The sequence below is a fragment of the candidate division KSB1 bacterium genome, assembly GCA_034521575.1.
Taxonomy (GTDB): domain Bacteria; phylum Zhuqueibacterota; class Zhuqueibacteria; order Residuimicrobiales; family Krinioviventaceae; genus JAXHMJ01.
The window spans coordinates 1,880,066-1,894,196 of the sequence record JAXHMJ010000005.1; the positions used below are offsets into that span (position 1 = coordinate 1,880,066).

Sequence of the window (14,131 nt, forward strand, 5' to 3'; positions counted from 1 at the left end):
CGTTCTTTTCCCTAATTTCATTCAAGCAAAAGTTTATTGTTCCCGGATTCAAGTGGATAGATTTGCTCCTTGTAAATGAATCGGCCTGACAGCGACACGGGCAACGTTATTTCAGCGGTATAGGTATCCGGGTCCGTTTTTTTGTAATGCACAGAGATCACGCCAAGAGGATGAACACAGCGTCCCTCGATCGTTTCCAGATCACCCGGCTGCGGCTGAATGACAACACGTTTAAATCCCGGGGATGCCGGGGCAATACCGCAGGTGATGTTCAGAAAATCAAACAGCGGATGCGCGCTCCAGGCGTGGCAGTCCGAGCGCCCCTCCACACCATGCTCGGGAAAGGTGGTCATGCCGTTATCCAGACAGCGTTTCCATTTGCCCAGCAGATTCAACATCTCGCCGCCGCGTCCGGCCTGTTTCAGGGCCTGAAACACATAAAAATCAAAATACAGCGTGGTTTCCGCCAGATCCGGATCGTGGATCAAAGCATCGGCAATTGTTGCCTGCAGCGAATCCGGGACCGCTTGCGCCAGGATGGCCAGACTGTTGGTGTGTTTGGTGTAGAGAGTTTTGTTCGGCGTCTCGGCAAACAACTGCCGCGACTCGTCGTAACAGGTTTCCCGGACCGCCCCCTTGATGCGCCGGGACAGTTCGCGATATTGCAACGGTTCACAGTCATGCCCGAAATACTGGAACAGCTCTGCAGCCAAATCCAGGGTCTGCGCGAACAGCAGACTGATGTGCGCCGAATTTCCCTCAAGAACACCCGGCGGTGACCCGGCTTTGAATTCCTTGACCCCGCCGTCAATATGATTCCAGAACGGCAGCGGCCCGAGCAGTCCGGTGTCATTTAGTTTGTCCGTGAACCAGCTCAGGATAAACCGCATCTGCGGCAGTCTGGATTCGACAAAGTCAAAATCATCCACATACATAAAATAATCATGCGTCATCTGAATCAGCAGCAGGGAGAACGGCGGAATAATCTGCACGCCGGCGGACGGATGGCTGCTTTGGGTCAGGCCCATGGGCTGCATTGAGTGATAAAACTGATTTAGAGCGTGCCGGGCCAGACGTGAATCGCCGGTCAGGGTATAGGAGATCAACGCCTGAATGCGCGTATCGCCGATATACTGCAGCTGTTCGTAATAGGGACAGTCCATATAGGTTTCCAGCGCACACAGCCGCGCCGTACGCCAGGAGGCCGTCCAGATCTGATTCAGGGTATCCCGGTCTGCCGTAAAGCCGCCCCTCTGTTCAAACGGATACGCGGTAAACCGGTTGTGCATGTCATGGATCACCAGCGGCTCATCGCCGGTGTCAATGACGAGTTTGACATAGCGGAACACCCGCAGCCAGAGCGGCTCAAAGTCCCGGTTCTCACCGCCGTCCGGGATAAACACATCATAATAGCCCTTCATCTCTTTACCCTGCCACACATCGCGGTTGCCTTTGCTGCCGTCCGGATTGAACAGCGCCTCCTGATACAGAATTTTGATCCGCGCGCCGCGGCCGCCGCTGACGGTTAACTGCGGAACGCCCATGGTCAGGCTGCCGTGATCGAGGAGAATCTCGATATGCGAATTTGCCGGACAGTCGACCGCCTTGAATTCCCCAAACGACGCCATGCCGCTCACGCTCACCGCCGCTCCGACGGGCTCCTGCTGTTCCTGCATCAACGGGATGGGGCGCGGTTGCAAATACCAGGGCGTGCCGTGCCAGGTGTTCAAACCGGTTCGCTGACCTTTGCCGATGCGTTGAACGGCTGTCCAGTCAGAATCATCAAATTCAGGTGAATGCCAACCCCGGGCATGCGTCCGGCCGTCCAGACGCTCCGTGGCGCCGGCGATATATCCGCCGCCCACCTGCCGGGACGAGTGCGGGATAAATTCATAGCCGGGATCGCGAAACACCCGCCAGGTCGAATCCGTGATCAGATGACAGCCATCGCCGCTGCGGCCGTCACAGATCAACGCCGTACGCTGACTGATCTGCCGCGCCCCCCGGTGCGCTCCCTGGTTCCAGACCTGTACGGCGATCAGGTTGTCGCCCGGCTGCAGATGATCGGACAGTTCGATAGGTATCGTAATACCAGTGATGCAGATCCCCGACCGCCGGTCCGAATCCGATATAGGAGCCGTTCACATACAGTTTGTAACGGTTGTCCGCGGATATGTGCAGGACAAACGAGTCCGGTTCTGATCTCAGAGCAAACCTCTTGCGAAAATAAAACACACCGGCATCATCACCGTCGTATTCCGGATGTACGATCCAGTCGGCGACATCAGGATTGTTCAGATCCGCCGGATCCGCAATAAACGGATTCTCTGCATACAGGCCAGTGGAACATATAAACGGTACAGCAAAATAAAAAAACCGGTATATAAAAATTCTTTTAGGGATGAGGAACATGATTTCGAGCGGTTTCAAACAGGGTCTAAACAGCCGCCGATCTCTGAAAACAATTGATCCTGCCGTTTTTTTCCGAACCCGCCCCACCGTAGTGTTGAGGCAATCCCGCCGCTTCATACACACCTCGTATCCGTTGTAGACTCGAAGGTTTTCGAAACCCGATCCGCGAAACCGGGGTACCATTCGTTTCGAATTCTGCAAACCAACCTGATTTTTGATGAACATCAATCATTTCTATTATACAAATTATAATATAAAAAAAATAGTAAAAAATGATAAAAAACAATGCCAAAGACCGGGTTGCCCCCACATAACAGTACAGCCGTAACTAGCGGCGCTCGGCCTCCCGAAACCCGGTTCGCCGGCAGGTAAAACCGCTGTGAAAGACTCCGGGCAGCCGGACAGAATCCCCGAAACCGTTTTTTATCCTGCCCCCCGGGCACGCTTGTAATGTAGGCCGACCAGTGGGTCGGCCCGCAGGACAACCCAATGGCTCTGAATGACACATTTGCCGATGAAAATATCAGACACAGAAGGGGCTGTTAAATCCGTTCCGGTTGCAAAACTCCATTTTGCAGCCCGCTGCCCCGGTCACGCGAGTATGAGCGATCTCCTTTCCCCGGCCAAACCTCGGAGTTGTGAAAAAATCAGAGACCGACCGGTTCACAGCCGCGCGCTTTGGCACGTGGACCCGGATATCCCTCAACCCCGCTTGAGGGGGCGTCAGCCGCCGCTGAACCGCAGCAGCACCATACAGATACAGACCGGCTCCCCACCTCTCGTTCCGCCGGTCCCCCGGCGGAATGCAGCCCGGACCCTCTGCGTCCCGGGAGGGCCGGGACCCTGAATAAAAAGATATTTTTATAGCAGCCTACTCGTGGTTCTTTAACATTCTTTCATAATCATCATGGGAACCAATCCAAACCCAAATGAAATCGCTATCCCGTTTCACAGCCAGTGCTCGCATACGATAAGCCTATCCTTACAGACCAAAATTTTCCAATCTTTTTAAAATGCAGTGATGAATGAACGGGATTGTCTTTCAGTAAATCAAAATTTTTATCTGCGGCTTTTTTGATTTCAGGTTTGAGCTTTTCATAACATTAGCGGAATCTTTTCGTTGTTTAATGCATGCCCCCGGGCCCTATAACTCACCATAGTCCTTTTCATTCCGGGCTTCATTGATCAAGAAATCTAATTCCCCGGACTCTGAATCTTTTTTAATTTTTTTATCCCATTTCTGGTTTTCCTTGAGATAAAACCATTTACGCAATTTCTTATACTCATCTTCCGGCAAGGATTCTATCTCTTTTTCTAACTGTTCTACACTTTTCATACAAACTCTCCAAATCATGTACAGGAACTTTTAAAATATTCAATCAAATGCAAGAAGAATGTTTGAGGTTCAATCTGCAAAGCATCCATCGCGTTTGAGTTCCTCCATAACCCGGCTATGAGGGATGGGTTCTTCTTCACGCCGCTCTGCTAGTGCAGTCAAATCATGAATATCTTCGACCAACTGCTCGTATTCCTCAATAGAAAGAATCACAGCCCGTTTTTTGCCCTGCTTGTCCACAATAAATTTCGAATTTATATTTTTCTGCACATTCATCATGACCTCCTTAAAAAAAGATACAATCAAAAATATAAAATATTTGAAATAAAGAAAAGGATTTCTTTTTGTGGCATTGACAGGAAAGTAGGCCGTCCAGTTGGTCGGCCCGGAGGACAAACCAAAGGCTCCGGACTCTCCTGCAGCCCACAATGAACAATTACAATCCAGTCCTGATTTTTTGCCGGAATGCGTCGCTAGCGCGCTCTACCAAGTCTCCCGCAAGCCTGAAGCACATACCGGTGAACCAGCCTGCCGGCACATATGCACCGCCGCATCCTGGGATAGATATGTTTCCCGTTCCGCCAGTCTTCAGCGGAATGACACTGGGGGCTAAAGCCCCCGCGAAAAAGTGGTGTGTGGGGGATATCATTCACCCTCGAGCTAAAGCTCGGGGCTATGAAAAAAATTAGCAGCTGATCACTATTTCCCCTGATATAAGCAGCTTTTCAAATAAAATCCCCGGGCCATGAATAAATATCCAAACAACTTGAGGGTATTATTCGGTTCATGGCCGCACGCTCTGCCTCTGGATTCAAAATCATCTTTGGCGCAATCCAGGGGATGAAAACCCCAAGGGGTCTGCTTACCAACAGTGTTTCCCATTTCATAGCCACGCGCTTTAGCGCGTGGTCCTCAGTATCCCCCGGCACCCTTGAGAGGAGCTTTAGCCCCCAGTCATAAAATGATACTTTGATTGCTTTAGACCGACCAGTTAGTCGGCCCGGAGGACAAGCCGGAGGCTCGAAATCACACGCTTTGCGGCAAAAATATCAAACACGTGATGCTCTGGTAAATTTGTTCTGGTTTGATATGATAGTCCAAATATTTATTTAAGCATTCTTTCATAATCATCATGTGTACCGATCCAAACCCAAATATAGTCACTATCTCTTTTTACAGCAAGTGCACGGTGGGATAAGCCTATTCTTACAGACCAGAATTTCCCAATCTTTTTAAAATGCAATGATGAATGAAGAGGATCTTCTTTTAGTAAAGAAAAATTTTTGTCTGCTACTTTTTGAATTTCAGGCTGGAGTTTCTCATAACATTGTCGGAATCAAAAAGTGGTTTTATGCATAATGCCGGGCCTTATAATTCGCCATAGTCCTTCTCATTCCGTGCTTCATTGATCAAAAAGTTCAATTTTCCAGACTTTGAGTTCTCTTTTATTTCATTATCCCATCTCTCATTCTCTTTGAGATAAAACCATTGACGTAATTCCTCATATTCATCTTCCGGCAAAGATTCTATCTCTTTTTCTAACTGTTGAACACGTTTCATACAAACACTCCAAATAATATACTTGATCTATTATACTGTTAAAATATGATATAAAAATATAAAATTCCTGAACTAAACAAAAGGGATTTCTTTTTGCGACATTGACATGTTGGCCGTCCAGTTGGTCGGCCCGGAGGACAAACCAGAAACTCCGGACTATTTTGCAGCACACAATGAACAATATACAATGAACATTGATCATTGTAAAAGTAGTAATCCAGTTTGCAGTCGGTCAATTTTCTGTAAACTCCCCTGGCCGGCAATCAAAAAACCCGCCGATTAAAAAGTGTTATATACATCTTTTCGATGAGCAATTCGAATAATATAAATCCGCAGGATAGCATCGGATATCTCATAAACAATTCTATAATTACCTGCGCGTATTCGGTAAAAATACTCACTACCCCTTAATTTACGCACACCATCTGGTCTTGGATTAACAGCGAGCGCGTGGATTTTTTCCAGTATTTTAGGGATATTTGATTTATCAATTTTTTGTATTTCTTTAAGAGCTGATTTTTTCCATTCAATCTGATATATATCCATCGCGTTTGAGTTCCTCCAAAACCCGGCTATGAGGGATGATTTCTTCTTCACGCCGCTCTCGCTAGCGTGCAGTCAAATCATGAATATCTTCCACCAGCTGCTCGTATTCCTCAATAGAAAGGATCACAGCCCGTTTTTTGCCCTGCTTGTCCACAATAAATTCCGGATTTATATGTTTCAGCACATTCATCATGACCTCCTTTAAAAAAGATATAAACAAAAATATGAAATTTTTGAAATAAACAAAAGGATTTCTTTCCTATTCAGCGGTTTCCCAATTTACGGCAATACTGGACGCCTTTTGCCGTAAATTGGGTCTGAAATGATATTTTAATTCCCTGCTCGCAGATAGATATCAAGTATATTGCGGATAATTTTGCTCAAGCCATATTTTAATATCATCATATAATTTTCGGGTGGTCTGGATGAGTTCATTTACCTCTGTCTCAGAGATCAGACCGGCTGTATCATAATCGCTCTTATTTCTCCTGCAAAGATTTCGAATTCATGTGACCTCCCGATTACAAACATGTTTTCCCCGGCGAGCAACGAACGAAGGAAATGATTTTTATTTTTCAACTGTTGCAGAAATTCCTGTTTTGAAAATATAGAGTAATTGACTTGCCGCTGCAGAATCTCTTCCATTGTTCTAAATATTAGAACAATTTAGCCATCTATTCAATGAATGTCAAGTGTAAAGCGGGTTGATTGCATTCGTTTTCCGCAGCCTGCCCATGATATTTTTGCAGTCGTTCATAACGATCATGTGTACCCATGCAAATGCAAATATAATTGCTATCCTGTTTAACAGACAGTGCCCGGTACAAAAGAAATGCAGGCCGACCCGCTTGGTCAGCCCAGAGGACTAAATCTATACACGATTAAAGGGTTTCGGTTCACGAACCCACCCTACAGCTTTATTCCTTTATATATCGCTTGATTCTGGCGATATCCTCATTTGCTTTATCCCCCTTGTAATAGATCTCGATAAAATGCACATGATGAGTCCTTTTGTCAAACGAATATATCACACGCAGGCCGCTCCTGCTGCCTTTGCCTTTGAGTGCTTTGCAGGCAAATTTTTTAACCTTAAAGACCGATTCATCAGTCTGGAGGTCAGGAATTTGAAAAATACTCTGATTATCAATCCCCTGAATATGCCGCAGCTCGATAGCTGCTTTTTTCATCACCCTGAAATCCTCTGTCAGACTCGGAAACCTCTTTTTCAGCTTTTTAAACTCTTTTTTAAATGGTTCTGATTCACTGTATATCAGATTCATAATCTCTTACGGTTGTTTCGGACGTTCGGTAAAACACCGTTTCATAATCAAGTTCCTCTCCTTCTTTTGCTGTGATCCACGGAACATCCTGATGTGAATAGTGACTTAATTCCGAAGTATTTTTGCATCCCAGACGGTCCAGAACAAGGTCAATATGCTTGATTTCACAGGCCGTCAGCAAGCTCAAATCAGCAGACCGGTGCGGCAGATATTTGGTCTGTTCATATGTGAAAAAATTGCTTTTCACCTTTTCAAGGTCTCCCTGTTGTATCATCTGGTCTGTAATTTTTTCAAATTCAACAGGCATCGGACCAAAGTAATTCTTGATATACCGGGCTCCGATCAGCTGGTCTTCGTATTTTTCATAATAATCAAAATCAATAAAATATAACAGCTTGTAAATCACAGTTTGACCAACATGCGGTTCCGCGCCGCGTTTTTCCAGAATATAGAGCAGAACTTCTTTGAATTTTTCAACCCGGTTTTGCGGCACACTGATACGGGTTCTCTGTACAGGCGCATTCTTTACGCTTTGATTAGGCTCTGCTTTTTCTTCTTCGACAACTACTTGATGCTTTGCCGACTCCCGTTCGGCCAGCAAATCATTCAGACTCGATTCAAACAAGGCACTCAGTTTTTCAAGCTCACTGAGCGTCAGTTCGCGTTTACCGGCCTCGATTTGCCTATAGGTCTGACGCGTACACCCCAGATAGCCGGCAATATACTCTTGGGTGTATTTGTTTTCCTCTCTTTGTGTTTTTATAAATTGATACACCGCCATTTTCGTACCTTTTTTTTTCTCAACACAACTCATCCCAATATAATAATGTTCAAATTATTTGTCAAGTATTATGTAAATATTTTTTTACATATCCAGAATTCAGACAAACATTTTGTCCAGCAGACCATGGAATTTTTTCATTTTTCAGGAACACCTGCTAAAAGACACCTCAAAATATTGTTTCATGGCAAATTCATATTAAAACGGCTGTTAATCGATGTAAATGCAGACCGCCCCAGTGGGTCGGCCCGCAGGACAAACCAAAGCCTCTGAATCACACGCTTTCCGGCAAAAAAAGCAAACACCTCATGCTCTGGTAAATTGGCTCGGGTTACAAAATTTTATTTCGCAGCCCACCGCTCTGGCGCCCAAATTTCATTTGCAACCCCCTTCTCCGGAGCTGAGTCAAATATTTAGAAAACAACAAGAGACTCGTAACAATAATAGTGAGCGAACCCTTTCCTCCGAGCTAAAGCCCGAAGCTATGATAAAATTCAGACCGACCGTTTCATAGCCGCGCGCTTTAGCGCGTATATCCGAATATTCCCCAATCCCCCTCGAGGGGACGTTAGCCCCCGGTCATGAAAGAATACTGAACAGCTCGTATGTTGCGCTGGCGCGGCAACCGTTCGCCGCCCCCGCTGAACCGCAGCATCACGATACACAAACAGACCGGCTCCCCGCCTACCGTTCCGCCGGTCTCCGACGGAATGCAGCACGGACGCTCTGCGTCCCGGGAAAGCTAAAAAAGGATAAAGCTGTTGCAGGTTTTTTTAATTCTGAATAAAATTTTTAATAAAAAAAGTAAAATCTTTCATATCTTGAAAATATTTTTCTACTTCCGCTTGTTCAAATTCAATATATGCATCGTAATCCCCGGTACGGCGAATATCATACGCTTCCCGTACGATTCTACCATATTTGACATCAATTTTTCCAGAACGAATAAATTCTTTATTAAACCATCCAATTAATTGTAAATGCTTTGAGCTTTCGAACCCATATTTTAATCCGAGAGCCAGTAATGAATAAAAAATGCCGTAATATATTCTATTTACGGCAGTATTCAGTTTGCTATTCTCTATCAGAAAATCGACTGTTTCCACTGTTTCCAGTGCCTGCATGATACGGTATTGTATCAGCTGTTTTCTGTCTTTCTGATCCAGTGTCATACGTAATGTCCGTTTCGAATGGCGTTCTGAAAAACAGGCTGCTTTCCACGTGGTTTTTGCAACTCTGTTTCAGATAAAATATGTGTATCCAGAATAATCTCATATTTCAGTTCAATATCATAGCAATAATCCGATATCCTTTTTTTTAACTTCCAATCCGGCACATGCTTTACCACAATTAAAATATCATAATCTGATCCCGGCATAGCTTTGTATTGCTGTGAACCGAATAACACGACATCCTTTATACAATTCCCAAGGTGCTGTTTGAGATAATGTTTTAACTCTTTTATTATTTGAATTCTGTCTGTCATAATCATACTCTATTTGCTCTCTTAAACATAATCAATCATTAAATCGTATGCAAGAAGAATGTTTGAGGTTCAATCTGCAAAGCATCCATCGCGTTTGAGTTCCTCTATAACCCGGCTATGAGGGATGGGTTCTTCTTCACGCCGCTCTGCTAGTGCAGTCAAATCATGAATATCTTCCACCGGCTGCTCGTATTCCTCAATAGAAAGGATCACAGCCCGCTTTTTGCCCTGCTGGTCCACAATAAATTCCGGATTTATATTTTTCGGCACCTTTATCATGACCACCTTAAAAAAATATGAAATTCCTGAAATAAAGAAAAGAATTTCTTTCGTATTCAGCGGTTTTTCAAATTTTCGGCAATACTGGACGCGTATTGCCGTAAATTGCGTCTGAAATGAGATTTTCATTCCCTGCTGGCAGATTACCTCATTCCTCAGCCATCCAGGACAGATATGTTACCCACTTCTCATTCCGCCAGTCCTCTTGCGGAATGCGGCCCGGACACTCTGTATCCCGACACATCTGACAACCAATATTTTCATTAAAATGACAGGTTCCCCATTAAAACACCCACCGATTTGTGCCGGATGAGAGGCGTATTGGGCGTGTTATTTAAATAGAATATGCGGTTTTTTTCTTTTGTAGCAGTTTTTATGGTATTCAGTGGATTTTTAACTTTGCAGAAATAGACTCAAACTCTTTTCTTAAAATTAACAATACTCTGGATCATTCTGCTCAAGCCATGTTTTAATATCATCATATAATTTTCGGGACGTCTGGATGAGTTCATTTACCTCTGTCTCAGAGATCAGACCGGCTGTATCATAATCGCTCTTATTTCTCTTGTAAAGATTTCGAATTCATGTGACCTCCCGATTACAAACATGTTTTCCCCGGCGAGTAACGAACGAAGGAAATGATTTTTATTTTTCAGCTGTTGCAGTCAGTAAGGTGGGTTCGTATCCTAAATCTATACACGATTAAAGGGTTTCGGCTCACGAAGCCACCCTACTACTGTGTTTCGCGCGCCCTCTGCAGCAACCACCCGCCGCCGCTGAACCGCAGCACAATACAGATACAGACCGGCCCCCCGCTTCTCGTTCCGCCGGGGGACCGGCGGAATGCAGCCCGGACGCTCTGCGTTCCGGGACTTTCAAAATCGGGATTTTGATCAAGAAACCGTACATACCAACCTACCAATGGCACTTTGAATATAAAGTGCCATTGGTAGGTTCCGGTATACCGACACGGGTGAACCACAGCAGCCAAACAATGGTTTTGTTAAAACGGCAGACACAACCGGAAACCGGTGTGCGGTTTTGACGAGAAAGGGTGCGAAAATCTGCTCAAATTTGATGCAATCGTTTGACAACACCCCGCAGCATACTTTTTGTCTCTGTTGTGACTCTGGCTGTAACCCTATTGAGGCACACCTACCAGAACTCTTGTGTTGTTGCAGCATTTGCAACGACCCCTTTACGCTGCAGTCTGTTCATAAAACGGCGACGGCAGCGTTTCATAAACCCGCCGCACATGAATAAAAACCTCATTGGCTTTAGATGTCACATCCTGTTCGGTGTACCCTCCCACAGGCAATCCGGTTTTTTCACTCCACAGAAAATCGCGTATGGCAACCTGGACCGCATCGCGTGTGGATTCTTTGTCAGTCCAGTGATCCACTCGCAATTGTTCTTTTTTCAGCGTCTCCAGCAATTGTTTGGAAACGCCTTTAATGCGTTCAATATCCCTGGGTGAAAGATCCGGTTTTTTCAATAAATCAAACACGGCCAACTGTTCCTCCGTCAAGCCTTCTCGCGCAGCGCGGCTTTGCTCCTGATCCATCTCCTCAACAAACTTTAATAATTCCTCAAAGGTTTGTTCAATTGTGGCGCGGTCTTTTTCACGATTATAAGCGGCCACAATGTCTTCGTAATGACGCTGAAAATCAGTGCGCATGGGATTTTGCTGCAATAACCGTTCAAGCCGCTGTTCAACAGCGGTTTTCAAATTTTTCACGGTTGTGTGCTGCGCATGATGGCGTTCAAATTCCTGACGCAATCGCTCAAAATCAATTTGACTGATATCATAAGGACCGCATTCATCCGTAATGCCAGTTTTTTCCATCTCAATGGCCTCATCCACAACCGTGTGCAGCGAACGCAGGATATCGGTGATATCGGCCTGATAGCTGTCTTTCTGCAGACATTTATAAATAAAACTGATCGCTTGATAATCGATCCGATATTCGTTCACGCTTTTGATCGTCAAACAGGCTTTGAATTTGGTAAATACAGCGCGGCACAGCACTTCAAAACGTTTGCGGGTTTCGTCGTTTTCATTGGCAGCCTCCTTGGCATCCCGAATCGCAGCGTTGCGCTCAAAACTGGACTCTGATGACATCGCTTGCAAAGAGGCGCCGCCTGCACTCAGGAATTCCCGAACCAGTTGGATGCTCTCCACCAGATCATCCAACAGCTTTTTATTAGGAGCGGCAGGTTGTTGTTTGCTTGACTCTTCACGTCCCTGATCACCCGTGCCGCTAAACGTCGCCAGGGCTTGACGCAGGTTTCGCAGGATTCCGCAATAATCGACAATCATGCCGTTGTTTTTACCTTTATTCACCCGGTTGGCTCGGGCAATCGCCTGCATCAGAGTATGCGCTTTCAGCGGCTTGTCCAGATACAGTGTCGATAAACAAGGCACATCAAAGCCGGTCAGCCACATGGCGCAGACAATGGCGATTCGAAACGGATGTTCTTCCTGTTTGAATGCATCATCCAAAGCCATGCGCTGCATATTGCTGAATTGCGGTTTTTGCCGCATTTCCGGCGTTAAATCAATTCCATCTTTGATCAGTTTGCGATGCGGCAGGATATTCAGATCCCATTTTTCAAATTTTTCGACTTCGCCCTGTTCTTCACTGACCACCACAGCCATTCGGGCTTGCCGCATCCAGTCAATGTGACGCTGGCGCATTTGCTCCTCCTGGTCATCATTGGCCTCACCAATATCGGCTTCCAGGCGGGAAATCCGTTGCTGCCAGTATATTTCAATGAGATCATACATGCGTACACAGGTGATCTTGTCGATGCACACCAGCATGGCTTTGCCGTTCTCTCCGGCTACAGAATAGTGTTCCACAAAATCTCGGGCCACCTGATCCAGACGTTTTTGTGCGGTAACGATATGATAATCGCGTCGCAGCTCCTGCTCCAATCTCTGCTGCACATCGACATCCTGGATCTCCAGTTCTTCCAGCTTTTCTGCAATGCGTTCATTCAAATCACCAATAGCCACCCCCAGTTTATCACCCCGAGCGTCATAGTACAAGGGAACGGTTGCCTTGTCTTCAACCGCGCGCTGAAAATCATAGGTGGAAATATAATCTCCAAACACCTGTTTGGTGATTTGATCGTTTTTGAACAACGGCGTGCCGGTAAAACCGATATAACTGGCATTGGGCAAGGCGTTGCGCATATTCAATGCCAGCGTGCCATACTGGGTGCGATGCGCTTCATCCGTAATCACGATAATGTCATCCCGCTCGGTATAGGGCTGATGCGGTTTCACCTCCGGACTGAATTTCTGGATCAGGGAAAAAATATGCGACTTGTGCTGTGAGAGCAGTTCTTCAAGATTCTCACAACTGGTGGCGCGGCAGGGATTGCGGTCGTTGTTGACCACCCCGCACCCGGCAAAGGTTTTGTATATTTGCGTATCCAGATCCTGACGGTCGGTTAGAATGAGAAATGTAAAATTACCACCCAGTTTGCGGTGAATTTTACGCGAGAAAAACACCATGGAATAGCTCTTGCCTGCGCCCTGAGTGTGCCAAAACACACCCAATTTGCCGTCTCGCTTTTTTCGTTCGATAACGGAATCTACAGCCCGATTCACGCCCAAAAATTGATGATTGCGCGCCAGGATTTTTTTGGTATCACCTGTAGAATCATCGAATACAATGAAATTTTCCAGCAAATCAATAAAATTATGTTTCTCGCAGACCCCCTTGAGCAATGTCTCCATATCCACAGCCCCCGCTTCATCTTCATGCAGGCGCTTCCATTCAAAAAAATGTTCAAATCGACTGGACATTGATCCCATTTTGGCATCAATGCCGTTAGCCAGCACCACAAAGGCATTGTGATGAAACAGGTGCGGAATGCTTGTCAGATAGTCTTTGAAATTTTTCTCATAGGCAGCTCGGATATCCTTGCTCAGATTTTTCAGTTCCATGAACAACAACGGCAATCCATTGACAAATCCAACAATATCAGCACGACGATGGTACAAATCACCCTGCACCCAGAGCTCACGCACGCACAGAAAATGATTATTCAAGGGATGTTCAAAATCAATCAAACGCAACCGTTGTCGCCGCCGTTTTCCATTTTCATCTCTAAACGTGACAGTCAACCCCTTTCGCAAAAGCTCGTATTTTTCCCGATTGACGGCGATCAAAGACTGCATGGACGAGGTACTGACAATCTGACGCACCGCATCGTCATAAACATTTTCCGGCAAAGCCGGATTCAGTTCAATGAGTTTTTGACGCAGGTAACGGGTCAACACCACGTCACGATCGGATGCACGGCCAAGCAGACTATCCGGACCAAAATCCTCCCGATTGTAAGCGTACACCGAGTCCCATTTCAGCTCATTTTTTAGATATTCAGCCGTGGTTCGCTGGACGAGGTTGTCTTCCGTGTAATCTGAGGGTGTCATAAAT

14 protein-coding genes and 1 pseudogene are annotated in these 14,131 nt (G+C 45.9%); 1 reads left to right on the forward strand and 14 read right to left on the reverse strand.

The window, feature by feature from the left end:
* Window positions 1–17 precede the first annotated feature (17 nt).
* From U5R06_21400 to U5R06_21445, 10 genes and pseudogenes are all read right to left on the reverse strand, one after another.
* Window positions 18–1,973, reverse strand: a complete 1,956-nt coding sequence (locus tag U5R06_21400) for a family 78 glycoside hydrolase catalytic domain (protein MDZ7725300.1) — start codon at window positions 1,971–1,973, stop codon at window positions 18–20.
* Window positions 1,963–2,529, reverse strand: a complete 567-nt coding sequence (locus tag U5R06_21405; protein MDZ7725301.1) for a hypothetical protein — start codon at window positions 2,527–2,529, stop codon at window positions 1,963–1,965. The genes U5R06_21400 and U5R06_21405 overlap by 11 nt, the downstream gene beginning before the upstream one ends.
* Window positions 2,530–3,283: 754 nt before the next feature.
* A pseudogene (locus tag U5R06_21410) lies at window positions 3,284–3,491 on the reverse strand (hypothetical protein).
* A gap of 65 nt (window positions 3,492–3,556) precedes the next feature.
* On the reverse strand, window positions 3,557–3,748 hold the full coding sequence (locus U5R06_21415) for a hypothetical protein (protein MDZ7725302.1): 192 nt from the start codon (window positions 3,746–3,748) through the stop codon (window positions 3,557–3,559).
* A gap of 69 nt (window positions 3,749–3,817) precedes the next feature.
* Complete coding sequence (locus tag U5R06_21420; GenBank protein ID MDZ7725303.1) at window positions 3,818–4,027, reverse strand: hypothetical protein; 210 nt, start codon at window positions 4,025–4,027, stop codon at window positions 3,818–3,820.
* A gap of 1,089 nt (window positions 4,028–5,116) precedes the next feature.
* Window positions 5,117–5,308 (reverse strand): hypothetical protein, encoded by a 192-nt coding sequence (locus U5R06_21425; protein ID MDZ7725304.1) that lies wholly within the window; start codon window positions 5,306–5,308, stop codon window positions 5,117–5,119.
* 279 nt (window positions 5,309–5,587) lie between these two features.
* A complete protein-coding gene (locus U5R06_21430; protein MDZ7725305.1) occupies window positions 5,588–5,905 on the reverse strand; it encodes a type II toxin-antitoxin system RelE/ParE family toxin in 318 nt (105 codons plus the stop codon).
* 10 nt (window positions 5,906–5,915) lie between these two features.
* Complete coding sequence (locus tag U5R06_21435; protein MDZ7725306.1) at window positions 5,916–6,047, reverse strand: hypothetical protein; 132 nt, start codon at window positions 6,045–6,047, stop codon at window positions 5,916–5,918.
* Window positions 6,048–6,771: 724 nt separating this feature from the next.
* Window positions 6,772–7,044 carry a hypothetical protein gene (locus U5R06_21440; GenBank protein ID MDZ7725307.1) on the reverse strand — a complete coding sequence of 91 codons (273 nt, stop codon included), beginning with the start codon at window positions 7,042–7,044 and terminating at the stop codon, window positions 6,772–6,774.
* A gap of 70 nt (window positions 7,045–7,114) precedes the next feature.
* Window positions 7,115–7,915, reverse strand: coding sequence for a DUF4065 domain-containing protein (locus tag U5R06_21445; GenBank protein ID MDZ7725308.1), 801 nt, complete (start codon window positions 7,913–7,915; stop codon window positions 7,115–7,117).
* A 605-nt stretch (window positions 7,916–8,520) separates the two neighbouring features.
* Here U5R06_21445 and U5R06_21450 point away from each other — a divergent pair.
* Entirely contained in the window at window positions 8,521–8,661 is a 141-nt protein-coding gene (locus U5R06_21450) for a hypothetical protein (protein ID MDZ7725309.1), read from the forward strand.
* 27 nt (window positions 8,662–8,688) lie between these two features.
* Here U5R06_21450 and U5R06_21455 read toward each other — a convergent pair whose 3' ends face one another.
* The 4 genes from U5R06_21455 to U5R06_21470 all read right to left on the reverse strand — a co-directional run bounded on the left by U5R06_21455 (window position 8,689) and on the right by U5R06_21470 (window position 14,127).
* Window positions 8,689–9,087: a HEPN domain-containing protein gene (locus U5R06_21455; GenBank protein ID MDZ7725310.1), complete on the reverse strand. Its 399-nt coding sequence runs from the start codon at window positions 9,085–9,087 to the stop codon at window positions 8,689–8,691.
* Window positions 9,084–9,407, reverse strand: coding sequence for a nucleotidyltransferase domain-containing protein (locus tag U5R06_21460; protein MDZ7725311.1), 324 nt, complete (start codon window positions 9,405–9,407; stop codon window positions 9,084–9,086). Before U5R06_21460 ends, U5R06_21455 begins: the two co-directional genes overlap by 4 nt.
* Before the next feature lie 63 nt (window positions 9,408–9,470).
* On the reverse strand, window positions 9,471–9,809 hold the full coding sequence (locus U5R06_21465; protein MDZ7725312.1) for a hypothetical protein: 339 nt from the start codon (window positions 9,807–9,809) through the stop codon (window positions 9,471–9,473).
* Window positions 9,810–10,878: 1,069 nt separating this feature from the next.
* Window positions 10,879–14,127: a type I restriction endonuclease subunit R gene (locus tag U5R06_21470; protein ID MDZ7725313.1), complete on the reverse strand. Its 3,249-nt coding sequence runs from the start codon at window positions 14,125–14,127 to the stop codon at window positions 10,879–10,881.
* Window positions 14,128–14,131 lie beyond the last annotated feature (4 nt).

Bases quoted from the DNA above. Each gene is read 5' to 3' on its own strand.
- U5R06_21405 (MDZ7725301.1), bottom strand. From the start codon at position 2,529: ATGAAGCGGCGGGATTGCCTCAACACTACGGTGGGGCGGGTTCGGAAA.
- U5R06_21415 (MDZ7725302.1), bottom strand. From the start codon at position 3,748: ATGAAAAGTGTAGAACAGTTAGAAAAAGAGATAGAATCCTTGCCGGAA.
- U5R06_21420 (MDZ7725303.1), bottom strand. From the start codon at position 4,027: ATGATGAATGTGCAGAAAAATATAAATTCGAAATTTATTGTGGACAAG.
- U5R06_21425 (MDZ7725304.1), bottom strand. From the start codon at position 5,308: ATGAAACGTGTTCAACAGTTAGAAAAAGAGATAGAATCTTTGCCGGAA.
- U5R06_21435 (MDZ7725306.1), bottom strand. From the start codon at position 6,047: ATGATGAATGTGCTGAAACATATAAATCCGGAATTTATTGTGGACAAG.
- U5R06_21445 (MDZ7725308.1), bottom strand. From the start codon at position 7,915: ATGGCGGTGTATCAATTTATAAAAACACAAAGAGAGGAAAACAAATAC.
- U5R06_21450 (MDZ7725309.1), top strand. From the start codon at position 8,521: ATGTTGCGCTGGCGCGGCAACCGTTCGCCGCCCCCGCTGAACCGCAGC.
- U5R06_21455 (MDZ7725310.1), bottom strand. From the start codon at position 9,087: ATGACACTGGATCAGAAAGACAGAAAACAGCTGATACAATACCGTATC.
- U5R06_21460 (MDZ7725311.1), bottom strand. From the start codon at position 9,407: ATGATTATGACAGACAGAATTCAAATAATAAAAGAGTTAAAACATTAT.
- U5R06_21465 (MDZ7725312.1), bottom strand. From the start codon at position 9,809: ATGAAAATCTCATTTCAGACGCAATTTACGGCAATACGCGTCCAGTAT.
- U5R06_21470 (MDZ7725313.1), bottom strand. From the start codon at position 14,127: ATGACACCCTCAGATTACACGGAAGACAACCTCGTCCAGCGAACCACG.